This window comes from Gammaproteobacteria bacterium, from assembly GCA_015709695.1.
Taxonomy (GTDB): domain Bacteria; phylum Pseudomonadota; class Gammaproteobacteria; order Steroidobacterales.
This window is the reverse complement of record CP054183.1, coordinates 320878-343892: the sequence shown is the minus strand read 5'-3', so window position 1 is coordinate 343892 and position 23015 is coordinate 320878. Positions and strand designations below refer to the sequence as shown.

General features: G+C 69.3%; 26 protein-coding genes. 15 read left to right on the top strand and 11 right to left on the bottom strand.

Annotated features, from left to right (window positions below):
- From HRU81_01705 to HRU81_01690, 4 genes are all read left to right on the top strand, one after another.
- Window positions 1-879: a DUF1838 family protein gene (locus HRU81_01705; GenBank protein ID QOJ30923.1), complete on the top strand. Its 879-nt coding sequence runs from the start codon at window positions 1-3 to the stop codon at window positions 877-879.
- 49 nt (window positions 880-928) lie between these two features.
- On the top strand, window positions 929-1195 hold the full coding sequence (locus tag HRU81_01700; protein ID QOJ30922.1) for a DUF1244 domain-containing protein: 267 nt from the start codon (window positions 929-931) through the stop codon (window positions 1193-1195).
- 34 nt (window positions 1196-1229) lie between these two features.
- Window positions 1230-2000, top strand: a complete 771-nt coding sequence (locus tag HRU81_01695) for a helix-turn-helix domain-containing protein (GenBank protein QOJ30921.1) — start codon at window positions 1230-1232, stop codon at window positions 1998-2000.
- 70 nt (window positions 2001-2070) lie between these two features.
- Window positions 2071-3246: a hypothetical protein gene (locus HRU81_01690; protein ID QOJ30920.1), complete on the top strand. Its 1176-nt coding sequence runs from the start codon at window positions 2071-2073 to the stop codon at window positions 3244-3246.
- Between the two features lie 30 nt (window positions 3247-3276).
- On the opposite strand, the gene HRU81_01685 is transcribed toward HRU81_01690, so the two are convergent.
- The gene (locus tag HRU81_01685) at window positions 3277-3795 is read right to left on the bottom strand and encodes a pyridoxamine 5'-phosphate oxidase family protein (protein ID QOJ30919.1); all 519 of its coding nucleotides are present in this window, start codon (window positions 3793-3795) and stop codon (window positions 3277-3279) included.
- 202 nt (window positions 3796-3997) lie between these two features.
- On the opposite strand from HRU81_01685, the gene HRU81_01680 reads away from it, so the two are divergent.
- On the top strand, window positions 3998-4804 hold the full coding sequence (locus tag HRU81_01680; GenBank protein ID QOJ30918.1) for an SDR family oxidoreductase: 807 nt from the start codon (window positions 3998-4000) through the stop codon (window positions 4802-4804).
- 7 nt (window positions 4805-4811) lie between these two features.
- On the opposite strand, the gene HRU81_01675 is transcribed toward HRU81_01680, so the two are convergent.
- Genes HRU81_01675 through HRU81_01660 form a run of 4 tightly spaced genes read right to left on the bottom strand, consistent with a single transcriptional unit; the run spans window position 4812 to window position 7993 of the window.
- Window positions 4812-5105 (bottom strand): cytochrome c, encoded by a 294-nt coding sequence (locus HRU81_01675; GenBank protein ID QOJ30917.1) that lies wholly within the window; start codon window positions 5103-5105, stop codon window positions 4812-4814.
- An 11-nt stretch (window positions 5106-5116) separates the two neighbouring features.
- On the bottom strand, window positions 5117-6337 hold the full coding sequence (locus tag HRU81_01670; GenBank protein ID QOJ30916.1) for a molybdopterin-dependent oxidoreductase: 1221 nt from the start codon (window positions 6335-6337) through the stop codon (window positions 5117-5119).
- A 28-nt stretch (window positions 6338-6365) separates the two neighbouring features.
- Complete coding sequence (locus HRU81_01665; protein QOJ30915.1) at window positions 6366-7358, bottom strand: zinc transporter ZntB; 993 nt, start codon at window positions 7356-7358, stop codon at window positions 6366-6368.
- Window positions 7355-7993: a peroxidase-related enzyme gene (locus tag HRU81_01660; protein QOJ30914.1), complete on the bottom strand. Its 639-nt coding sequence runs from the start codon at window positions 7991-7993 to the stop codon at window positions 7355-7357. The genes HRU81_01665 and HRU81_01660 overlap by 4 nt, the downstream gene beginning before the upstream one ends.
- Window positions 7994-8247: 254 nt before the next feature.
- Here HRU81_01660 and HRU81_01655 point away from each other — a divergent pair, with 254 nt between their 5' ends.
- Genes HRU81_01655 through HRU81_01640 form a run of 4 tightly spaced genes read left to right on the top strand, consistent with a single transcriptional unit; the run spans window position 8248 to window position 11282 of the window.
- Entirely contained in the window at window positions 8248-9309 is a 1062-nt protein-coding gene (locus HRU81_01655; protein QOJ30913.1) for an OmpA family protein, read from the top strand.
- A 44-nt stretch (window positions 9310-9353) separates the two neighbouring features.
- Window positions 9354-9629 (top strand): DUF2282 domain-containing protein, encoded by a 276-nt coding sequence (locus tag HRU81_01650; GenBank protein QOJ30912.1) that lies wholly within the window; start codon window positions 9354-9356, stop codon window positions 9627-9629.
- On the top strand, window positions 9581-10504 hold the full coding sequence (locus HRU81_01645) for a DUF692 domain-containing protein (protein QOJ30911.1): 924 nt from the start codon (window positions 9581-9583) through the stop codon (window positions 10502-10504). The genes HRU81_01650 and HRU81_01645 overlap by 49 nt, the downstream gene beginning before the upstream one ends.
- Window positions 10488-11282 (top strand): putative DNA-binding domain-containing protein, encoded by a 795-nt coding sequence (locus tag HRU81_01640; GenBank protein QOJ30910.1) that lies wholly within the window; start codon window positions 10488-10490, stop codon window positions 11280-11282. The genes HRU81_01645 and HRU81_01640 overlap by 17 nt, the downstream gene beginning before the upstream one ends.
- Here the strand turns inward: HRU81_01640 and HRU81_01635 are convergent.
- The 5 genes from HRU81_01635 to HRU81_01615 form a co-directional block, all read right to left on the bottom strand.
- The gene (locus HRU81_01635; GenBank protein ID QOJ30909.1) at window positions 11279-11560 is read right to left on the bottom strand and encodes a hypothetical protein; all 282 of its coding nucleotides are present in this window, start codon (window positions 11558-11560) and stop codon (window positions 11279-11281) included. The genes HRU81_01640 and HRU81_01635 overlap by 4 nt on opposite strands.
- 153 nt (window positions 11561-11713) lie before the next feature.
- Window positions 11714-12208 (bottom strand): TPM domain-containing protein, encoded by a 495-nt coding sequence (locus HRU81_01630; protein ID QOJ30908.1) that lies wholly within the window; start codon window positions 12206-12208, stop codon window positions 11714-11716.
- 7 nt (window positions 12209-12215) lie between these two features.
- Entirely contained in the window at window positions 12216-13013 is a 798-nt protein-coding gene (locus HRU81_01625; GenBank protein QOJ33237.1) for a YgcG family protein, read from the bottom strand.
- A gap of 50 nt (window positions 13014-13063) precedes the next feature.
- Window positions 13064-13642, bottom strand: coding sequence for a LemA family protein (locus HRU81_01620; protein QOJ33236.1), 579 nt, complete (start codon window positions 13640-13642; stop codon window positions 13064-13066).
- Window positions 13643-13722: 80 nt separating this feature from the next.
- Window positions 13723-14130, bottom strand: coding sequence for a hypothetical protein (locus HRU81_01615; GenBank protein ID QOJ30907.1), 408 nt, complete (start codon window positions 14128-14130; stop codon window positions 13723-13725).
- Between the two features lie 378 nt (window positions 14131-14508).
- Between HRU81_01615 and HRU81_01610 the strand changes: the two genes are divergently transcribed.
- Entirely contained in the window at window positions 14509-17154 is a 2646-nt protein-coding gene (locus HRU81_01610; GenBank protein ID QOJ30906.1) for a glycosyltransferase, read from the top strand.
- 27 nt (window positions 17155-17181) lie between these two features.
- On the opposite strand, the gene HRU81_01605 is transcribed toward HRU81_01610, so the two are convergent.
- Window positions 17182-17736, bottom strand: a complete 555-nt coding sequence (locus HRU81_01605; protein ID QOJ30905.1) for a hemerythrin domain-containing protein — start codon at window positions 17734-17736, stop codon at window positions 17182-17184.
- A 221-nt stretch (window positions 17737-17957) separates the two neighbouring features.
- On the opposite strand from HRU81_01605, the gene HRU81_01600 reads away from it, so the two are divergent.
- The 5 genes from HRU81_01600 (at window position 17958) to HRU81_01580 (ending at window position 22994) form a co-directional block, all read left to right on the top strand.
- Window positions 17958-19001 (top strand): sensor domain-containing diguanylate cyclase, encoded by a 1044-nt coding sequence (locus HRU81_01600; protein QOJ30904.1) that lies wholly within the window; start codon window positions 17958-17960, stop codon window positions 18999-19001.
- An 83-nt stretch (window positions 19002-19084) separates the two neighbouring features.
- On the top strand, window positions 19085-19804 hold the full coding sequence (gene mtgA, locus HRU81_01595) for a monofunctional biosynthetic peptidoglycan transglycosylase (protein ID QOJ30903.1): 720 nt from the start codon (window positions 19085-19087) through the stop codon (window positions 19802-19804).
- Between the two features lie 16 nt (window positions 19805-19820).
- Window positions 19821-20834 carry a serine/threonine protein kinase gene (locus HRU81_01590; GenBank protein QOJ30902.1) on the top strand — a complete coding sequence of 338 codons (1014 nt, stop codon included), beginning with the start codon at window positions 19821-19823 and terminating at the stop codon, window positions 20832-20834.
- A complete protein-coding gene (locus HRU81_01585; protein ID QOJ30901.1) occupies window positions 20819-21808 on the top strand; it encodes a hypothetical protein in 990 nt (329 codons plus the stop codon). Before HRU81_01590 ends, HRU81_01585 begins: the two co-directional genes overlap by 16 nt.
- A gap of 73 nt (window positions 21809-21881) precedes the next feature.
- The gene (locus HRU81_01580; GenBank protein QOJ30900.1) at window positions 21882-22994 is read left to right on the top strand and encodes a D-2-hydroxyacid dehydrogenase; all 1113 of its coding nucleotides are present in this window, start codon (window positions 21882-21884) and stop codon (window positions 22992-22994) included.
- The last annotated feature ends 21 nt before the right edge of the window (window positions 22995-23015 follow it).

Here is a 23015-nt window from a genome sequence, read left to right as displayed (position 1 = left end):
ATGGCGATCATTCCCTTCGAGACCCGGATCGATGTCAACAGCCCGCGCTGGAACCGCGATGCCTGGGCGCGCATCCACGGCAACATGGACTCCTCGAAGGAGCGCATCGGCTACTGCACCGGCACGGTCATGGCGGTGCGCCCCGGCGAGGCCGTCAAGCCGTTCCTCGGCTTCCAGACCTTCCTGGCCACGCGCCTGGTGCCGCTGCCGGATGGCAACATCCGCCGCCTCAACAAGGAAGTGATCTTCTACACCGAGCTCAGCCGGCGCGGCGAGCCCGGGGCGATCATCGAGGAATTCAGCAATCCGTTCACCGGCGAGACCAACCGCATCGTGCAGGTGTGGAACGACCCGTTCAACTACACCATCAGCGACACGCTGATCCTCGCGCCCGAGGACTTCGCGGGGGACCGCAGCAAGCTGCCGAAGATCCCGCTGCTGTTCCCCTGGCAGGAGCTGGGCACCGATACGCTGGTGCTGTCCACCGACATGCACCTCAACTACCCGAATCCGCTGTCGCCCGAAAAATGGCCGCGCGAATCCTCGGGCCCGAAGGTGCAGGCCACCGAGATGATGCGCTACTTCGTCAAGCGCAAGGACCTGGAGGACCCCGCCCTCACTGCCGTTCCCTATGTCGGCACCTGGCACCGCATCACCCCCTGGCTGCCGTTCATGCTCATGGGCACCACGGCGGGCCACTGCCTGTACGCCTCGACCATGACCGGCTTCGATTCCATCGAGCAGTTGCCGAAGCACGTGGTGGAATATGCCATGAAGCACCGGCCCGACATGCTCAGTGCACCCACCGAGGACTACGGCCCGAGTCATTCGAGCCTGGAGCACTACGCCAGGGAGCAACAGCCCGCACCGGTCCGGTAACATGCAGGCGGGCGCCAGCCTCCCGGAAACGGCCGGCGCCAGGAGGACCATGGACGACCAGACCCGCATCGAAGTGGAGGCAGCGGCTTTCCGCCGCCTGCTCCAGCACCTGGATTCCCGCAGGGACCTGCAGAACATCGAGCTGATGAACCTCGCGGGCTTCTGCCGCAACTGCCTGGCGAAGTGGTATCGCGCCGCGGCCGCGGAGCGGGGCGTCGAGCTGGGAGACGATGCGGCACGCGAGCGCATCTACGGCATGCCCTACGCCGAATGGAAGGCGCGCTACCAGCGCGAGACCCCCGGCCGGAGTCCGTGACCGGTCCCGGGCAACCGCCCCGGGGCAGCTGCGCATGAGCCCGCAGGCCAACATCAGCAAGTCCGTCTCCCGCGGCTTCCGCGTGCTGGAGCTGTTCCGCGAGCGGCGCCAGCCGATGACGGCCGCGCAGATCCAGCATGCGCTGCGCCTCCCGCAGCCGAGCGTGCGGGTGCTGCTCGGCGAACTCGTCGACATCGGCTACCTGGCCTACACCATGCCGGCGAAGACCTACTTTCCGACGGCGAAGGTCTGCCAGCTCGGCGACTGGCTCGGTACGACGATCCTGCTGCCGGACCCGCTGCTGGCGCTGGTCGACTCGCTGGCCCGGGAACTGGAGGAGACCTGCACCCTGAGCACGGCGACCCAGGGCCACGTGCAGGTGCTCTACGTCTGCCGTGCCACGCATGGGTTGGCCATGCAGGTCGCCGCCGGGATGGGCGGCGCCCTGTGGCGCAGCACCGCTGGGCGCACCCTGCTCGCCACGCTGGACGACGGGCAGCTGGACGCATACTTCGACCACCTCGATCCGCGCGGCGGCCCGCGCTCGCGTCGCCAGCGCGAGCAGATCATGGAGCAGGTCCGCCGCATCCGCTCGCAGGGCGTCTTCGCCGGCTATGACGTGCTGCTGAAGGGCGTCGGGGCCGTCAGCCTCCCGGTGCCCACGCAGGCCGCCGGCATGTCGCTGGTCCTGACGGTATCCGGTGGCAAGGACCGCATCCAGCCGCGAGAGAAGCCGATCATCCGCATCATGCGCCAGCGATTGCGCGAGGCGCTGCACGGCCTGGCACGACCGCCCGGCGGCTGAATTCGGGTACAGTAGGCCCGCGCCGGAGGCAGGCATCGCCCCGGTCGCCATGCCAGGGGGGAAATTTCACATGGCCGACAAACCGGCCGCCGTCATCGCGGCGATGCTGCTGGGTTGCTGTGGTGTCTTCGCGATCATGGGCCAGCCCATCCTCGTCGAAGTGATGATCACCCGGCTGGGATTCCAGGCCGGGGACGCCTTCTTCATCACCGCGCTGGAGGCCCTCGGCACGGCGCTGGGGCCGGTGCTGGCGCTCTTCTGGATGCAGAGATTGCCCTGGCGGCTGGCGGCGGTCGCATCCCTGCTGGTGATCATCGGCGGCAACATCCTCTCCGCCTACGAAACCAGCCCGACCATGCTCGGCATCCTGCGCTTCGCCATCGGCGTGCTCGGCGAGGGCACCGCTTTCGCGCTGAGCGTCGCGATCATCAGCCATACCACACAGAAGGACCGCAACTTTGCCTTCGTCATCGCGGCGCAGGTGCTGCTCGGCGTCGCCTTCTTCCGCTTCCTGCCCATGCCCCATGACGCCGGCATCTCCGGGGTCACGCTGCCCATGGCGGGACTGGCGATCATCGCGCTGCCGGCCAGCGCCTGGATTCCCCAGCCCGCCGCCAGCGGCCACAAAGCCGCGGCAGCACAGCCTGCCGGCTCCGTGGTGCCGGCGCTCGGCGCGCTGGCCGTGATGCTGGTCTGGTGCACGGGTCTGGGCGCGCTCTGGGCGTCCATCAAGCTCATCGGCGTGGAAGTCACCTGCCCCGGATGCGACGCGGTCGCGATGTCGGCGGCAAAGTTGGACGTGGGCAAGGCACTCGCCCTGTCCACCGGCATCGCCGTGGTCGGTGCGCTGGCGGCTGCCGCCATGGGCGATCGCTTCGGCCGCCTGCTGCCGGTTAGCGTGGCCCTGACGATGCAGTTCGTCATGGTGCTCCTGCTCCGGGGCGAGATGCCATGGCTGCAGTTCGCGATGACTGCGGCCACGTTCCAGGTCTTCTGGAACCTCACCGGGCCCTACCTCATGGGCACCGTCGCGGCCAGCGACACCACCGGCAAGATCAGCCTGCTGATCCCCACGACGCAGATCGGCGGGTTCTTCCTCGGTCCGACGATCACCAAGTTCTTCCTCACGGAAGGCACCTACGTCGCCGCCAATTACGTGGCGGCAGTGTGCATCGTGGTGGCGCTGCTGCTGTTCATCCCGGCGGCCAACCGCGTGAAGGGCATTGCCGCCAGGCCGGGCCACTGAGCGCGGCCCGGCTTCAGGGATGACCGCGGCTCAGGGATTGCGCATCCAGATCTGCCGGGGCGCGTAGCCGTCGCGGCGCAGGAAGTGCTCGGTGTAGACGATGCGCTCCGGCCGCAGGCGCATCAGCTGGCCCTTGGGCGGTTCCTTCGACAGACGGCCGATCTCGAAGGACGAGGCCGGCCACTTGAAGATTTCCATGCCGCGGTTCCAGTCCGTGGTCTCGGGATCGAGCAATTCGGCGTTGCCGAACAACTGGCAGCCCATGGCGCAGGCCCAGCCGGCCATCGGGTTGGCGACCGCGAGGCAGATGCGCGGATCGCGCTGCATGGCCTTGAGCTTCGGGCTGTTGGGCTGCGGGAAGACGTAGACGTCCAGGCCGTCGGCATAGAACTCCAGCGGACTGACGATCGGCCCGTTCTTGCCGAGCGTGCCGAGGTAGGCGATGTTGGTAAGCGTCAGGATGCGTTCGATCCGGGCCTCGAGGTCCTTGCGCGGCATGGGAACCTTGGGCCAGTTCTCGGGTTCGAGCCAGCGATGGGCGGCACTCATGATGTTCTTCTCCCTGTCTGGATTCCGGGCGGCTGTTGGCGCGGAATTATCGCATGCGCCACCGCCCCCGTGCCCGGGCTGCGACAAGCTGCCACCACGGTGGGGACAGCGACAGCGTCGGCGTTGAGGGGGGCGGCGCCTGTCCCTAAGATCGCCCGGGTCCCGGTCATCCCTGCCGGGTGACAACGGGAGAGTCATTGCCATGATCAGGAACCTGTTCGGCGCTGCCCTGGCCTTCGCGACGCTGGCCGCCAGCTCCACCGCTTCCGGCCTCGAGGCCGGCAAACCGACAGTGCTCGTCACCGGAGCCAGTCGCGGCATCGGCCTGGAGTACGTGCGCCAGATCGCCGCCCGCGGCTGGAACGTCATCGCCACCGCCCGCAAGCCGGCAGAGGCCAGCGAGCTGCAGCAGCTGGCGCGGGCGCACCCCGGCGTGGTGGTCGAGCCGCTGGACGTCCTGGACTTCGCGGCGATCGACGCCCTGGCGAACCGCTACCGGGACCAGCCCATCGATATCCTGCTGCTCAACGCGGCCGTCACGCCCAGCTATCCATCGGCCTTCAAGCCGCTGGCCGGCGTGGACTTCGACATCGCGCGCCAGAGCCTGCTGGTCAACGCCATCGGCCCCCTGAAGATGTGCCAGGCCTTCATGGGCCAGGTGGCGGCATCGACGAAGAAGCAGATCGTGGTCCTCTCCAGCAAGGGCGGATCGTTCGCCGAAAGCCCGAAGATGCCCATGATGTACGAGTACCGCGGCAGCAAGGCGGCGCTGGACATGTACATGTACACGCTGGCGTTCGAGACGCCGAAGAAGGGCGTCACCCTGGTGCTGCTCTCGCCGGGGCAGGTCAACACCGTGACCGACCCGAAGCTGCGGGCCATCAAGCGGCCGGGCGTGATCGAGGCACCGGAAAGCGTGACGAAGATGCTCGGCATCATCGACAGCCTCACGCCCGCCGACAACGGCAAGTTCCTCTCCTACGAGGACCGCAGCGAGATTCCCTGGTAGGCAGGACTCAGCCGGCCGGGCGGCCGTAGGCGGTGCTCAGGTAATCGACGATGGGCGCGACATCCCCGGGCCGCACCGGGGCGCCCATCACATTGATCATCTTGTCGACGACCTTCTGCCACCCTGCGCGGTCGAGGAACACCGAGTTCATGGGGATGTAGTCCAGGCTGTGGCAGGTGATGCAGTTGGCCTGCACCAGCACCTTGCCCGGTCCTTCGCGCAGCTCGATCCGGCTCTCGTCGGCCTGCGCCGGCAGGGAACACAGCAGGACCAGCAGGCAGGCAGCGGCGGAATTCCTCATGGCATCCTCCCTCAGCCGACCTCCAGGTCGAGCACCTGGATGAGGTTGTGGTGGTAGCCGGCGGGATTGGGCACCAGCTGGCTGCCCTGCACCTCGCCGGCGTGACTGGTGGCGCGAAACCGCAGGCGGTGGCGCCCCTTCGCTTCCGGGCGGAAGCTGTAATGCCATGGCCGCCAGGAAAACCGCCCGGCGTCCTCGCCGAGTCCGGCCGGCAGCCAGGGCCCGTCGTCGCCGTGGGCGACCTCCATCTTGCGTATGCCGTGGCCACCGTCCCAGGCGATGCCGCGGATGGCCACCGCTGCGCCCGCGGCCACACGCTGGCCGCTCTCCATGTTGGTCACCAGCGAATTGACCACCATGCTGGTGATCGGCGTGGTCGATTCGTTGGCCTGGGAGGCGAACGGTGCCGTCCCGGGGAAAGCATCCCGCGGCAGGCGATAGGCCGACTTCATCCAGTAGCCGTCGAAGGCGGCGGCCAGCACGTCGATCCGGTCGAGATGCTTGATCCAGTAGGTCGCGGTCCAGCCGGGCACCACCAGCCTGGCCGGGAAGCCATTCCAGTGCGGCAACGGCTCGCCATTCATCGCGAAGGCCACCAGGGTGTTCTCGTCGAGCGCCTTGTCCACGGGCAGGCTCTTGACGAGGTCGGGCGTCGCCGCCAGCACGCCGGCATCGGCACCGTCGAAGGCCACCTCCACCGCATCGGGGCGCACGCCGGCCCGGGCGAGGATGTCGCGCAGGCGCACGCCGCGCCAGCGCGCATTGCCCATGGCGCCATGGCTCCACTGGATCCCCGGGACATGCGGCAGGTACAGGCCGCGGCGGTTGCCGGAACACTGCGCGACCGCCGCGATCTCCACCTGCTCGAAGTCGCGGCGAAGGTCGTCGAGGCTGAACTCGCGCGGCGACTTCACTGCCGCGCCGGCCACGCGCAGGCGCCAGCTGCGCGCATCGACGCGGGGAATGTAAGACAGGTGGTAGCGCACGAAGAAGGCATCGTTGGCCGTGTAGAGGCGGTCGAGGTGGCTAAGCGGCGTCTCGTAGTTCGGTGCGCGGAAGCTGCGCTTGATGAGCGGCTGCTTGCCCGGCAGGGCCGCGAGGATGCCCGATTCCACGGCACCGGCGGGCAGGCCCGGGGCATCCGCCGGCGCGGCCATGGCCAGGCGACCCAGCGGCGCGGCCACTGCAGCGCCAGCCAGGCTGCCGAGGAATTGTCGGCGTTGTTGCTTCATGGACTGTCCTCCTGGTGCCGCAGAGGGTTCAGAACCACTTGCGGCGACGGAAATAGACGGCGATGAGCGCACCCAGCGCCACCAGCAGCGCCGAGGCGCCGATGAAGCCGAGCGTGGTTTCGGCACCGGGGATGCCGCCGACGTTCATGCCCATCAGGCCGGTGAGGAACGTCAGCGGCAGGAACACCGCCGAGAGCACCGACAGCACCAGGATGCGCTGGTTCTGCTGGAAAGCGAGGCGGCTGACGAACTCTTCCTGGGAGACCATGCCACGCTCGCGGATCAGGTCGAGGTCCTCGATGAATCGCTGCACGCGATCGGCCTGCTCGCGGATGGCGAGGTTGTCGGCGTCGGAAAGCACGGCATCGGGCTGGCGCACCAGCCGGTCGAGTGCATCTCGCTGGGGCGCGAGGAAGCGGCGCAGGTGGGCGGTCTGCCGCCGCATGTCGGCGAGCTGGCTGCGCACTTCCATGATGTTGTGCTCGCCGGCGGCCTCCTCCAGGGCGTCGATGTGTTCATCGAGCTCGTCCACCGACTCGCCGATGCGGTCGACGAGGCCTTCCACCAGCACGCAGAGGAATTCGCCCGGGCTGGCGGGTCCCTCCCCGCTCTCGATGGCCGCCTTGATCTCGCCGCTGATGCGCAGCTGCCGGCGCCGCGCCGTGAAGATGCGGTCGCGCTCCAGCCAGACACGCACCGAAACCATGTCGTCCGGCTCGGCGCCGGGATTGAGGTTCACCCCACGCAGGATGACCAGCAGGCCATTGCGCGAGGGGGCGCTGCGCGGTCGCGTGTCCTCGGCGACGAGCGCCGCGGCGATCGGCAACTCCAGCCCGCTCTTTTCCTCCAGCCAGTGTTCCGGCGCCGGCTCGCTGATGTCGAAATGCGCCCAGAGCAGGCCCTGCTCCGGACGCCAGCTGGCGAGGCCATCCCAGCCGATGCGGCTGCCGCCGCCCTTGCGGTCGAGGATCATGGCCCAGACCAGGCCGTGCTCCGTGGGCAATGGCTGCTGCTGGTTCACCGGCGGCCCTGGCGGGGCTTGCGCGCGGCAGGCGGCTTGCCGCGGGCGCGCCTGACGGGCTGGCGGTGCATGGCGTGGTACTCGCGGTTGGGCATCATGTCGAGCCCCATGGCCATGCGGTTGGAGAGATTGAACAGGCCGACGATCTCGCAGAGGTCGTAGATGTCACCGCTGCTGAAGCCGGCGCGGCGCAGGGTGGCGCGGTCCGCGTCGCCCACCTCGCCGGGCGACGCCGTGAGCTTCCAGGCGAAGTCGAGCATGGCGCGGTGGCGCGGCGGCAGGCGCGCAATGCGGTAGTTCATCACCAGCATCTCGCCGAGTTCCGGATCCCCCGACAGCTCGCGCACCGCCTGGCCATGCGCCACCAGGCAGTAATAGCAGCGGTTGTGGCTGGAGACGACCACCGCGATCATCTCGCGCTCGAGCGCGGACAGCCGCGAGTCCTTGCCCAGCATGATCGTGTTGTAGGAGTTGATGAAGTTGCGCAGCCGTGCGGGTTTCAGGCTGAGGGCCGACAGCACGTTGGGCAGCAGGCCGAGGCGTTCGCGGCAGACGTCGAAGTAGCGGCGCAGGTCCGCATCGAGCTCGGCCTCGGGGGGGATCGGCAGCTTGGACACATGGGGTGGCTGCGGCATGGCGTGCGCTTTCAGGCGGGTCGGGGCAAGGCCACCCCCTCACGCGTGGATCGTGGCGCCTCCCCCCGTTTCGCTGTCAGGGCCCAGACGATAGCAGACGCGGGCCAGCGCCGGCAGTGGCGTGTTCTTGCAGCATGTCCCGGGCTACAATCGGCGCGACTCCGCGACAGCCCCACGGCGTGTCCGGCAACCGGGAGCGCTCCCGGCGGTCGCGGCGGCGGCTCCGCAATACAGAAGAAACAGTGAGGATGCCCATGCGAACAGTGACACTGGCAACCGCTGCCGTTGCCCTCGGCCTGAGCGTTCCGGCGGCGAATGCCCTGGAAGAGGTCGGCCAGGCGTACATCACGCCGATGGCGACCTACATCAACCCGGACGGCAGGATCAACGGCGACAAGCTCGACGACGGTGTTCAGGGCGGCCAGCTCGCCGCCGGCTTCGCGCTCGAGGACCACTGGAACGTGGAACTCGCGGTGCAACGGCTGACACTCGACGCCGAGCACAGCAGCGCCAGCATCGACCAGACCGGACTGATCGTCAACGTCCTCAATGTCTACAACCGCGCAGGGCGCTTCTCGCCCTACCTGATCGCCGGCCTGGGCTTCGTCAACGACGACGCCGGTGGCGCCAACGGTGACCAGGACAACCTGCAGGCGCAGGGCGGTGTCGGCCTGTTCACGGACCTGTGGGGCGAGCGCGTGGCGCTGCGCACCGAGGCGCTGTATCGCTGGGAGGATGCCAGCGACAGCCTCAACGACTGGATGATCAACGCCGGTTTCCAGGTGGCACTCGGCACCCGCGCCAGGCCGGCGCCCGCCCCGGTCGCGGCGGCCGCCCCGCCGCCGCCACCCCCGCCGCCGCCTCCTCCTCCGCCGCCGGCCGACAGCGACGGCGACGGTGTCGTCGACAGCGCCGACCAGTGCCCGGATACCCCGAAGGGTGACCGTGTCGGCCCGCAGGGCTGCTCCTGCGACGTCACCCGCCAGGTGCAGTTCGCCCTCAATTCCGCCGAACTCACCGACGAGGGCCGCAAGACCCTCGACGAGGTCGCCGAGACCCTCACCCGGCTGAAGTTCGTCTCCGGCAGCGTCGTCGGCCACACCGACAGCTCCGGCGCCGAGGCCTACAACCAGAAGCTCTCCGAGCGCCGTGCCCAGGCCGTGGCCGACTACCTCCAGGCCAAGGGCATCGCCACCGGCCGCCTCACCGCCTCGGGTGCCGGCGAGAGCCAGCCCGTCGCCGACAACAAGACCAAGGAAGGTCGCGCACTCAACCGTCGCGTCGTGCTCAAGCGCACCGATTGCGACAAGCCCTGAATCCCGGTCCCGTCACGCCCCATCCACGACAGGAGAGAGCCATCATGACCCGCAAAGGCCAACTGATCTCCACCGCCGTCACCGGCCTGATCGCCCTGGGTACGCTCGCCGTCAGCACGGGCGCGGTCGCCGCCGACGGTGCTGCCAAGGAAAAGTGCTACGGCATCGCCAAGGCCGGGCAGAACGACTGCGCCTCCAAGGCCCATGGCTGCCAGGGCCAGGCCAAGAACGACAACGATCCCGGCGAATGGAAGTACGTCGCCAAGGGTGAATGCGCCGCCGCAGGCGGCAGCACGGAGCCCGGCAAGCAGGGTTCCTGACCACCGCCGCCGTGCCAGCGGCCGAAGGCAGGTCGCGGCCGATCCCGGCTACCGCCGGGATCGGCCTGCGTGCCGCGCACCACGCCGACTTCCTGGCGACACGGCCGGCCATACCCTGGGTTGAAGTCCACAGCGAGAACTTCTTCGCCGATGGCGGCCGGCAACTGCAGGTGCTCGACGCGGTACGCCGTGACTACGGCCTGAGCCTGCACGGCGTCGGCCTCTCCCTGGGTTCCACGGATCCGCTCGACCCCGAGCACCTGCGCAGGCTGGCGCGCCTGGTCCGGCGCGTGGAGCCCGCGCTGGTCTCGGAACACGTCGCCTGGGGTTCGATGGAGGGCACATTCCTCAACGACCTGCTGCCAATGCCCTGCACCAACGAGGCGCTGGCACACCTGGTATCCCGGATCGGCCAGGTCCAGGACGCCCTCGGACGCCGCATCCTGGTGGAGAACGTGTCGAGCTACCTGCGGCTCGCCGGCAGCGAGATGACGGAATGGGAATTCCTCGTGGCGCTGGCACGCCGCGCCGGCTGCCTGCTGCTCCTCGACGTCAACAACATTTTCGTCAACGCCGCCAACCATGGCTTCGACCCGCTGGTCTACCTCGAGGCGATCCCGCCGGAGCTGGTGGCCGAGTTCCACATCGCCGGGCACAGCGTGGTGGAAGCCGAGGGCGAGACCCTGCTGGTCGACACGCACGATGCGCCAGTGACAGCCGCTGTCTGGCAGCTGCTCGGGGCTGCGCTGACGCGCATCGGCAGGCGTCCCGTTCTTCTCGAGCGCGACGCCAGGCTGCCCCCGCTGCCGGAACTCCTCGCCGAGGCCCGGCTCGCCGACCAGCTCATGGAACGGGCTCATGTCCGCGTTGCGTGAGCTGCAGCGGGACTTCGTGGCGGTGATGCTGCGCCGGGCCGAACCGGTGACGCTTGCCCGCCACCTGTTGCCGGGCGGCGATCTGGTCCGGCGCATCGGCGTCTATCGGGTCAATGCGCGGGAGAACTTCGCCGTGGCGCTGGAAGCTGCCTTCCCGGCGCTGGCCGGACAGCTCGGCACGGCGGATTTCCGGCGCATGGCATGGAGCTACCAGCGCCGGCACCCCTCGCCGTCCGGGAATCTCTTCGAGACCGGCCGCGCCCTGCCCGCGTTTCTGGCGGACGCACTGGCCGGAACCGGCGAGGCCTGGCTGGCAGACCTCGCGCGGCTGGAATGGGCGGTCCAGGAGGCGATGACCGCCGCCGACGGCGACCAGCGCTTCGATCCCGCGGTCGTCGCCGTCGTGCCGCCGGAGTCCCGCGGCCAGCTGCGATTCGCGTTGCACCCGTCGGCGCGCCTGCTTGCGCTGGGCTTTCCCTGTTTCGATGCCTGGCGCGCCCATCAGCAGGGAAGTCGGGCAGTCGCCCCGGCCACTGCACAATCTGAACGGCTGCTGGTGCGCCGCGCCAGCGATGGAGTCGAGCTGCACCGGCTGTCACGTGGCGATTTTGCCTGCCTGGAGGCGCTGGCAGGCGGCGCCACCCTTGAGCAGGCGCTGGATGCACCCGGTGCCGGGGCCGCCGCAGAGGCTGCTGCCAGGGCACTGGCCGGCTGGGCAGCGGACGGCATCCTCGTCGCCGCGCACGGCCCCGTGGCGGCACGAGGCCCTACGCACTAGCCCTGGCGGTTCCGCGTCTCCGCGTAGACCACGGGAACACCCTTGTGGCGTGCATACGCCTCCGCCAGGGTCAGGGCCGCATCGTGGCTCCCCAGCAGGCCACCGAACAGCCGGCGAAAGCGCCAGCTGCCGGTACGCTCGTCGCCACCGGCCTGCCCCACGACACGCTCTATGATGGTAAACACGCCGGTGGCTTCGTCACCCTGGCAGGAAACGCGCAGGAAGTCGTCACCGGTCTCGGTGGGGTCCTGGTCACGAATCACGCGCACCTTGCTCACGATCCTCGCCCTTCCTGTTCCACGTGCCACGGTGGGGATCAAGCAGGTCGCGTACCATGCGACATAAGCCGGATACGGTTGCGCCACGAGTCCGGATTAAGTCCGCGGAGGTGACGCGGCAGGTCAGCTCCTGACGCAGCGGACCAGGCCGCGTCAATCGAGGATGACCGGCGCGTCCGGCAGCTCGTTGCGATCACCTTCCCGGGGCGGGAAGTGGCGGCCGATGAGCGCCGACACCGCGGCCACGCCGGCGACCGCACCCGCCTCGAAGCGACCTGCGCGGAATTCAGCCTCCATGAGGCGGCAGGCAGCCGACCATTCATCGGCCGTGACCCTGCCGGTGAATGCCCGGTCGGCGACGATGTGGATGGCGTGGCCGGCCAGCAGCACATAAACAAGCACACCGTTGTTGTCCGCCGTATCCCAGACGCGCAGCTGCGAGAACAGCTCCAGCGCACGGCGCCGGCCGGCATCGGCGTGACGCAGCTTGCGCAGGTCGAGGCAGGTTTCGATGGCGAAGCGGATCTCGCCGCCATGCTGGCGCTCGGCGGCCCCGATGGCCGCCGTGATCGCAACCAGGCTCGCTGGCGGGAACCGCCGGCGCAACCACCAGCGGGGCGTGAGCAGGTGACCGATTGCAGGGTGCATGCGCAAGCTACCAGCGTCCCGAGGACCCCCCGCCACCGAAACCGCCACCGCCGCCGCTGAAGCCGCCGCCACCCCTGCTGCCGAACCCCCCGCCGCCCCAGCCGCGTCCCCCGGAACTGGCCCAGCCGCCGGGACCTGCCCGTGATGCCAGCGTCAGCAGGAAGGCGGCCACGGCTGCCAGCAGCGACAGCGCCAGGGCACTGGCCAGCCACCAGGCCAGGCCTCCGGCCAGTACCCCGGTGGCCATCGCGCCACCGAGCTGGCCCAGCATGCGCTTGAGCATCGTGCCGATCGTGACCGTGAAGAGGAACAGCACCGGCAGCAGCGACAGCAGCGCATCGAAATTCCCGCCGGGACGCGCGGCTTGCGGCTCCGGCAGCGGCTCGCCGTCGATGACCGCCAGCATCCGGCCGACACCGGCATCGATGCCGCCGGGGAAATCACCGGCACGAAACCTCGGCACGATGGTCTCGTCGATGATGCGGTTCGCCACGGCATCGGGCAGCACGCCCTCGAGCCCGTAGCCCACCTCGATGCGCAGCGTCCGGTCATCCTTCGCGACCAGCAGCAGCGCGCCGTCATCCACGCCCTTGCGGCCGAGCTTCCAGGCTTCGGCGACGCGGATGGCATACTGCTCGATGGTTTCAGGCCGGGTACTCGGCACCAGCAGCACGGCCACCTGCGCGCCCTTGCGTTGCTCGAAGGCCGCAAGCTTCTGCTCGAGTGCGGCAGCCTGGGCCGCATCCAGCGTGCCGGTGAGGTCCGTGACCCGGGCGCGCAGCGGCGGCACCGCCACTTCGGCCAGCGCCGGGCCGGCGGCCAGCAGCAGGGCCAGGAACAGCGGCAGCAGGCGGCTCACTGGGTCTGGAACTTCACCTCGGGCGGCCGGGAGATCTCCGCCTCGTTCTGCACGGTGAAGCCCGGCTTCACCGCGAAGCCGAATACCATGGCCGTGAGGTTCGAGGGGAACTGGCGCACGGTGGTGTTGTAGGCCTGGACCGCGGCGATGTAGCGATTGCGGGCCACGGCGATGCGGTTCTCGCTGCCCTCGAGCTGGGCCTGGAGATCACGGAAATTCTGGTCGGATTTCAGGTTCGGGTACTGCTCGGCCACCACCAGCAGCCGCGACAGGGCTCCGCTGAGCTCACCCTGCGCCTGCTGGAATTTCTCGAAGGCCGCGGGATCGTTGATCAGCTCCGGCGTGACCTGCAGGGAACCGACGCGTGAGCGCGCCTCGGTGACCTGCTTGAGGACCTCACGCTCCTGCTGGGCGTAGCCCTCGACCGTGCGCACCAGGTTCGGGATCAGGTCCGCACGGCGCTGGTACTGGTTGAGGACCTCGGCCCAGGCCGCCCTGACCTGCTCGTCCCCGGATTGCAGGGTGTTGTAGCCACAGCCCGACAGCATGGTCGCCGTCGCGGCCAGCACCAGCATCCACCCCGGAAACCTCGAAGCCATGCGCTGCCTCCGCCTCCGTCGCTGAACCAGGTCCGCCCGGTGCGGGCGGCCGCCCTTCAAGGCATGCGGATCTTGCCGCCGCCCGGTCCGCCGCCCAGGCCACCGAGCTGGGCGGCTGCGCCGGCCTCGGGGACGATGATCGACGATGCAGCCTCGCGGCGCATTTCCTCGAGCCGCTCCATGGTCTGCTGGAGGCCCACCTTGGCCCCGTCGCCGAACTTCGCGGCGGCTTCCTGCAGGCTGCCCGCCTCGATCTCGAAGGAAAGCGGCAGCGCGCCGGCCGCCGTCAGGATCTGGGTCTGGCCGACGTAAAGGACGGCCCGTGCGGGATCGGGGCGCCCCATGGCATCCACCGGGGACAGCCGCTGGATGGTCCCCACCCGGCGATCGGTGAAGACCTCCTCCAGGTAAAGGTCGTCACTGCTCATTTGCGGCTCCACGCCGCGGTTTTGTCTGTCGCTCATGATGCTCCGGCCTCGGACGAGGACTGGTCGAGCGCGAAGGTTAGCATGTCGGCCCGGTTGCGGCTGCCCCTTGGCGGCGATGCAGCAGGTGGCCGGCAGCCGAGGTTGGGTACCCCCCTTCCCCCCTGCAGGGCGGAACCTTAGAATGCGCCACCCAACGAGGCCTGAATCCGGCAAGAAGCGGTCATGCAAGTCCGGCGCAACCGGACCAGCGGCGAGTTGACCAGCGCAAGAAACGATCCCGAACCCGCGAACAACCCACAGGCCGTGTCCCCGGGGCACTGACGGCCTGCCTGCGACCGCGCCGAACCCTGCGCCGCCCGGCCGGATCGCTGGCGACACATGCCCCATCGGCTCTGCAGAGAGGCGAATGGCTGTATGCCACGACGGACCGTCCCGATAGTTGCTTTCGTAGTCCTGATGAATCTCGGCATCTGGGCCTGGGTCAACCGGCCGCAGGACGAGGTTGCCTGGAATGGCGTGCTTCGCGGCGTGTCGTTCTCTCCCTACCAGGCCAAGGAAGATCCGCTGGCCAACCGCTTCCCGACGACCCAGGAGATCGACCGCGACTTGCAGGTCGTCGCCAGCCGCGTCTCCCGCGTGCGTACCTACTCGTCGCTGGACGGCATGGAGCAGATTCCCGCGCTGGCGAAGAAGTACGGCCTGAAGGTCACCGCAGGCGCGTGGCTCGACACCCGCACCGAGCGCAACGAACGGGAGTTGCGCAACCTGGTGCGCAATGCGCGCAACCAGTCGAACATCGAGCGGGTCATCGTCGGCAACGAGAGCATCCTGCGCGGTGACTTCAAGCCGGCCGAGCTCGCCCGCATCCTCCACAGGGTCCGCGAGCAGATCAGGCAACCGATCAGCACCGCGGAACCCTGGCATGTCTGGATCCGCCATCCGGAGCTGGCGAAGGAAGTCGACTTCATCGCCGCCCACATCCTGCCGTACTGGGAAGGGATACCGGCCGACCAGGCGCTGAAATTCACCGTGGAGCGCTACGACCAGCTTCGCAAGGCGTTTCCCGACAAGCCGATCCTGATCGCCGAAGTCGGCTGGCCCAGCCACGGCAACCGCCGCGAGCAGGCTGTCGCCTCGCAGGTCAACCAGGCGCGGTTCCTGCGCCGCTTCCTCAACACCGCCGACACCCGCGGCATGGACTACTTCATCATGGAGGCCTTCGACCAGCCGTGGAAGCGCGGCATCGAAGGCACGGTGGGCGCCTACTGGGGCCTGCTGGATGCCGACCGGAGCCCGAAGTTCGCCATGAGCGGCCCGGTGGTCGAGAACAGCTGGTGGCCGGCACAGGCTGCCTTCGCGGTGCTGGTGGCGCTGCTGCCGATGATCTGGTTCGTGGCACGCTGGCAGCACCTGCGCAGCCAGGGACGGCTGTTCTTCGCCTTCCTGATCCAGGCGGCCACCTCGCTGGTCACCTGGGCGGCGTTCGTGCCGTTCACCGAGTACATGAGTGCTGGCGCCACCTTCATGTGGAGCGTGCTGCTGCCGGCCCAGCTGCTGATCGTGCTGGTGATGCTGGTCAACGGACTCGAGCTCACGGAGATGACCTGGACGCGGAAGCTGCGCCGGCAGTTCCGGCCGCTGCCTGCCAGCGAAGGCAGCCACCAGCCGAAGGTCTCCATACACGTCGCCATCTGCAACGAGCCTCCGCAGCTCGTCATCGAGACCCTGGAAAGCCTCGCCCGCCTCGACTACCCGGACTTCGAGGTGCTGGTGATCGACAACAACAGCCGCGATGACTCCAGCTGGAAGCCCGTGCAGGCCCACTGCGCGCAACTCGGCCCGCGGTTCCGCTTCTTCACGCTCGGCAAGTGGCCCGGCTTCAAGGCCGGCGCGCTCAATTTCGGCCTGACGCAGACGGCGCCCGACGCTGAAGTGGTCGCCGTGGTCGATGCCGACTACATCGTCGAGCGCGACTGGCTGGCCAGGCTCGCCCCCTACTTCGCCGATCCCTCGGTCGGTTTCGTGCAGGCGCCGCAGGATCACCGCGACTGGCAAGGCGACCGCTTCCAGGAACTGTGCAACTTCGAGTACAGCGGCTTCTTCCACATCGGCATGGTCCATCGCAACGAGCGGGATGCGATCATCCAGCACGGCACCATGACGATGATCCGCAAGGCGGCGCTGTCGGGACTCGGCGGCTGGGCCGAATGGTGCATCTGCGAGGATGCCGAGCTCGGCCTGCGGCTGATGTCCAACGGCTACCGCTCGGTGTACGTGAACCACGTTTTCGGCCGTGGCCTCACCGCCCAGTCCTTCGCCGGCTACAAGGGCCAGCGCTACCGCTGGGCCTACGGGGCCGTGCAGATCCTCAAGCGCTACTGGCGCAACCTGCTGCCCTGGACGCGGGGGCCGCTGACCTCCGGCCAGCGCTTCCACTTCCTGACCGGCTGGGCGCCGTGGTTCGCCGACGGGCTGCAGCTGCTGTTCACCGTCATGGCGCTGTTCTGGACCGTCGGCCTGCTCGCCGCGCCGCGGGCCTTCGAGTTCCCCATCGCCGCGTTCCTCGTGCCCAGCATCGGCATGTTCGCCTTCAAGATGGTGCACTCGCTGTGGCTGTACACGCTGCACGTGCCGAGCAGCTGGCGGCAGCGTCTGGGAGCGGCGGCGGCGGCCACCGCCCTGACCCACAGCATCGCCCGGGCCATGCTCAAGGGGATGTACACCTCCAATGCGCCGTTCTTCCGCACCCCCAAGGCCGAGGACAAGCCGGCCGTGGTGCGCGCCATCCTCGCGGCCCGCGAGGAGTCGCTGATCCTGCTCGGCCTGTGGATTGCCGCGCTTGCAGTCGCTGGCCGGTACGGCATCGGCTACATCGAGGTCCAGCTCTGGGTGGCGGTGCTGATGGTGCAGTCGGTGCCCTACATCGCCGCGCTGTACCTCTCGCTGATGAATGCCCGGCCCGTGCCGCGGGCACTGGCCGCTGCCGCAGCGGAACCGAAGGCTGCGGCCCCGGTGCTGGCCGCGGATGCCATCGAGGGCGTGGACCGCCAGCCTGCCTGAGTCCGTGCCCGGCGCCTGCGCAGAGGCTCAGGCGCCGGGTGGCAGGCTGCCCTCCAGGGCGCGACGCCAGCATTCGATGGCGGCCAGGTGTCGCTGCCGGACCAGGGCGCCGTCCCGCTCCTGGACCACCCGGCCGAAAGCCCGCACCGCCTCGGCGTCGTCGGCCGGCGTCAGCAGGCGCTCGGCGACGTTGAACACCAGCTCGTTCTCGGTGAGGACGTGGCGGCGCAGCAGCTCGACGAGGCTCAGCGTGGCGCCCGCAAACGCCAGGCCATCGCCCCGCGCGGACGAGCGCTCCATGTCCGCCGCCAGTTCACGGTGCCTGCGGTGATCCGCCAGCATGTCCGCCAGCGGCGGGCAATCCTGCGCCAGGCCGTGGCCGGCAAGCAGCCCGAAGAGCACGCCTTCTTCCTTGGCGTGATGGGCGTCATCGATGAACTCGCTGACAAACTCCACGGCCCAGCGGGCGAACCCGGCATCGAACGGATCGCCGCGCCGGATGTCGTGCACCTGGTGCTCCAGGAGGTCCATGGCCTCCAGAATGACGTGGTGCTCATTCCTGAGTATCTCGATGGCAGTCATCGGTGCGCGCTGGCGCAGGGCGGCAACAACAACCGCTGACGATCCCGGACGGGCTGCGCGGCCGCCATCCGCAATAACCGAAGCCGCTCGCCTGGTGGCCGGCGATGCGGCCGGAGCGCCATGGTGCCGGGGAAGCGTGACCGGCATCCCAGCCCCGGACCGTGCCCACAACTACAATACCGCCGCTGGCGTCGCCCCCTCTTCCCGAAGGCCCCACGGCTGTGCTCGAGCGCCCCTTCGCCAACACGGAAACCCTGCGACTGGCGGACCTCCACTCGCTGGCGATCTTCTATACGCCCCTCGACGCGCGATTCGACCGTCTCACCCGCCTTGCCCAGAAGGCACTCGGCGTTCAGGTGGCCGCCATCGCCCTGGCCCACCAGGGCAAGCTCTGGTTCAAGTCGGTGCAGGGCTGGAACATCCATGAGCTGGAGCTGTCGGCGAGCTTCTGCGCCCGCACGCTGGCGCGCGGTGAACTGACCATCGTCGAGGACACGCGGCTGGACGCGGAGTTCGCCCGGCACCAGCTGGTCCAGGGCGCACCGCACTTCCGCTTCTATGCCGGTTTCCCCATCCGCGACCGTGGCGGCATCGTCGTCGGCACCATGGCTGCCTATGACCTTTCGCCGCGCCAGGTTTCGCCGGCCGATGTCCAGGCGCTGCGCGACCTCGGCGACCTCGCGCAGCGGGAATTCCTCACTGCGGAACTCTGCGACGCCCAGGCGCAGATCATCGGCAAGCTGGACCTCGCGCGGCGCAGCGCCATGATCGATGCGCTCACCAGGGTCTGGAACCGGCGCGCCGCCGAAGACCTGCTGGCGCTGGCAGTGGAACAGGCCGAGCGCGAGGACTCCGGCCTCGCTGTCTGCATGCTCGACGTCGACCGCTTCAAGGAAATCAACGACACCGCGGGCCACCAGGTCGGCGACCAGGTGCTGCGCCGGGTTGCCGCCACCCTGGTGAGCAACGTGCGCGATGGCGACTCGGTCTGCCGCTACGGCGGTGACGAGTTCCTGGTCATCCTGCAACGCATATCCCGCGAGGAAGTCGAGCGCATCACCGACCGCATCCGCCAGCGCATGGCCGAGTTTCCCCTGAGGACCAAGTCCGGACAGGTGATGGTCGGCATCAGCGCCGGGACCGCGTGGCGCGCGCCCGGCCGCCACATGAGCGGCGAGAGCCTCATCGAGCTGGCCGACCAGGCGCTCTATCGCGCCAAGCAGGCGAGCCGCAGCGGCAGCCGCTCCGGCATCACCGCATCCTGATCACCGCGCAGCTGGCATTCGGCGTCCTGCTCGGCTAACGTCGCCGCGGGGATCGCCGCAGGGGCCGGTCATGTCAGTCGAACTTGCCCGTGGCTAGGCGCCGCAGCCTGGGCTGGTTCGCGCGCCGCGCCGCCGCCGCCATCGTCCTCGGCACCGTGCTGCTGGTCTTGCCGCTTCGCTGGCTGCCACCGCTGACGACCAGCTTCATCATCATCACCTGGGTGACGAAACCCGCCGGGGCAGGCCCGATCCGCTACGACTGGACACCGCGCGAGGCCATCAGCCGGCGCGTGCCCGAGGCCCTCATCGCCGCCGAAGACCAGAAGTTCTTCGACCACCACGGCTTCGATCTCGAGTCCATCGGCAAGGCGCTGCGCCACAACCAGACCAGCCGCCGTACCCGGGGTGGCTCCACCATCAGCCAGCAGCTCGCCAAGAACCTCTATCTCTGGCCGGGACGCAGCTGGCTGCGCAAGGGCATCGAAGCCTGGTTCACGGCCTGGCTGGAGCTGCTGCTGCCGAAGGAACGGATCCTGGAGCTCTACGCCAATGTGGCCCAGTTCGGGCCCACCGTCTTCGGCGTCGGCGCCGCCGGCCGCAGCTACTTCGGCAAGCCGGCATCCCGCCTGAACCGCGAGGAGGCCGCTTTGCTCGCCGCGGTACTGCCCAACCCGGTGCGCTTCAGCGTTGCCAGGCCATCGGCCTATGTGCAGCGCCGCCAGCAATGGATCCTCTACCAGGCAGCCCGCCTGGACCATGCGAACGATGCCGGGTCGAAGCTCAGGAGCTCCTGGAACAACTGATAGACTCCCGCTCCCCATGGCGCGCAACCCAGCCAAAGTCCGCGACGGAACCCTCGCCTACCAGGACCTGACACCCGACGACATCATCGCCTCGGTGGAAAGCCTGGAGCTGGACTGCGACGGGCGCCTGCTGGCGCTCAACAGCTACGAGAACCGCGTGTACCGCGTTGGCCTGGAGAATGCACCGGCCGTGGTGGCCAAGTTCTACCGGCCCGGCCGCTGGAGCGATGCCGCCATCCTCGAGGAGCACGGCTTCGCCAGGGAGCTGGCCGATGCCGACATCCCCGTGGTCCCGCCGCTGGCGCATGCCGGCCGCACGCTGCACCTGCGCGGCGAGTTCCGCTTTGCGGTCTACCCCTGCCATGGCGGCCGCGCCCCGGAGCTCGATGACCTGGCGCTGCTCGAGCAACTCGGCCGCCTGGTCGCGCGCATCCACCGGCTGGGAGCGCGGTGCGCCTTCCGGCATCGCATGCAGATCGGCCTGGACAGCTACGGCAGGGCCTCGCGCGACATGCTGCTGGCCGGCGGCTTCATCCCGGAAGAGCTGCGCGACACCTACGCCGGCGTCTGCGAGCTCGCCTTCGAGGGCGTGCGCCACAGTTTCCATCGCGCCGGCACGCCCCGCTTTCTGCGGCTGCATGGCGACTTCCACCCGGGCAACGTGCTGGTCCTGGGCGAGCAGGTGCACATCGTCGACCTCGACGACACCCTGAGCGGACCCGCGGTGCAGGACCTGTGGATGTTCCTCTCCGGCAGCCGTGAGGAGCAGACGCCGCAGCTCGCCCGCCTGCTGTCGGGATACAGCGAGTTCCGTGACTTCGATCCGCTGGAGCTGCACCTGGTCGAGGCACTGCGAACGCTGCGCATCATGCACTACGCGGCCTGGCTCGCGCGGCGCTGGGAGGACCCGGCCTTCAGGATCGCCTTCCCGTGGTTCAACACGCGCCGCTACTGGGACGAGCACGTCCTGGCACTGCGCGAGCAGGTGGCGCTCATGCAGGAGCAGCCGCTGGAATGGAAGGGCTGCTGATGCAGACGGGCGCGACGGCGGCGGGCGACATCATCGCCGGTGACGGCGGCGCGAAGCTGCTGCGTGGCATCGCCATCGTCACCCACTGCGTGGAGGACATCGGCGTCGCGGTGGCCCACTGGAGCCGCTACCTGGACTACGCGGTCGTGGAGAGCGGCTCGCTCGGCGCCGATGCCTGCGCCGCCTGGGATGCACCCGCTGCCGCCGGCCAGCGCTATGCGCTGATGCAGCCGGCCAGCGGCGAGACCTGCTACCTGCGCTTCGTGGAAACCGGGGTGCGCGGCCACGGCCCGCCGGCCAGCTGGGGCTGGACGGCAACCGAACTGCTGGTGCAGGACCCCGATGCACTCGCCACGCGCTTCGCCGGCAGCGCTTTCCGGCGCCTCAGCGGCCCGGGCGACCTCTACCCGCGTCCCAACGCACCGCGGGCCATGCAGGTGATCGGTCCGTCCGGCGAATTGCTGTACTTCACCCGGCTGCTTCCAGGCGGCAGCCGCTATGGCCTGCGTCAGGCCCGCTCGCCTGTGGACCGGCCATTCATCTGCACCCTGGGTGGCCCGGCATCCGCGCACATGCATGACTTCTATGCGGGGGTGCTGGGGCACCGCATCATGGAGCGCACGCCTTTCGTCAACGGCACGCTCGCCATGCTCTGCCAGGCCCCGCCCGGGACGGTGTTCCCCACGGCGGTGGCCCGCATCCCGGGACGGCGCTTCCTGCTGGAGCTGGACGAATTCCCGGAGCACATCGGCCCGCGCCATCGCGAGCCCGGACAGCTGCCGCCGGGCATGTCCATGGTCAGCTTCCTGGTGCGAAGCCTGGCCGCCGTACAAGCGCTGCGGCAGGCCGGCGTGACGCTGCGGGCGCCACCACGGACGCTGCAGGGCGTGGCCTACGGCGGGCGGCGCGTGGCGGTGATCGAGGGCGCGGTCGGCGAGTGGCTCGAGCTGATCGAGGATCCGGCGGCGCCCTGAGGCCGCGCTGCCTCACCGGGCGGGCCGATGGCCGCCTGCGCAGTATCATCCACCCGGGAACGAGGAGCCAACCATGCGCTGGATCGCCTTCATCACCGCCTTCCTCATCGGTCCGGCCGCCATGGCGCTGGACACACCCGCGGCACTGCCCGAGGCCACGCAGCTGATCGCGGCCCTGGAGCTGCGCGAGTCAGGCCCGGCGGTGCGTGACGACCCGCGCTGGCAGCGGCCACGGATGGTCGTGGTGCGCACGGACTACCCGGGCATGATGCCCGCCCTGCAGGCCATGGCGCCCGGCGTCAGACTGGTATGGGCGAAGACCGATGCCGAGGCGGTCGCTGCCGCCGCGGAGGCCGACGCCATCATGGGCCTGTGCACGGCGGAACTCGTGGATGCGGCACGCCAGGCGCTGTGGATCCAGCTGTTCTCGGCGGGCAGCGAGCGCTGCGTGACGATCCCGGCGGTACGCGAACGCCGGCTGTTGCTCACCAACATGCAGCGCATCTCCGGCCCGGAGATCGCCGAGCACGCCATCGGCCTGCTGCTGGCCTTCACCAGGGGCCTGAACGTCTACCTGCCGGCGCAGAAGAGCGGCCGCTGGAGCCCGGAGCTCCTGCCACGCTCGCAGGCCTGGGAGCTGCAGGGCCGCACGCTGCTGGTGGCCGGCCTCGGCGGCATCGGCAGCCAGGTGGCGAGGCGCGCCCATGCACTCGGCATGCGCGTGGTGGCCACGCGCGGCAGCGACCAGCCCCGGCCGGACTACGTGGACGAGGTCGGCGGCCCCGACGCCCTGCTGCGGCTGGCCGCATCCGCCGACGTGGTGGTCAATGCCCTGCCGCTGACGCCGGCGACGAGCGGATTGTTCGATGCGCGGTTCTTCGCCGCCATGAAGCCCACCGCGTACTTCATCAACGTCGGCCGGGGACGCAGCGTCGTCACCGCCGACCTGCTGGCGGCGCTGCAGGACAAGCGCCTTGCCGGCGCCGGCCTCGACGTCACGGACCCGGAACCGCTGCCGCCCGGCCATCCGCTGTGGCAGCTGCCCAACGTCATCATCACGCCGCACGTGGCGGCCACCTCGGACAAGGTTCCGGCACGATTGCTGACGGTGGCCCAGGAGAACCTGCGCCGCTACGTGGCTGGCGAACGGCTGCTGTCGGTGGTCGATGCCGGGCGGGGCTACTGAACGGCCCCGCGATCCTGCGGC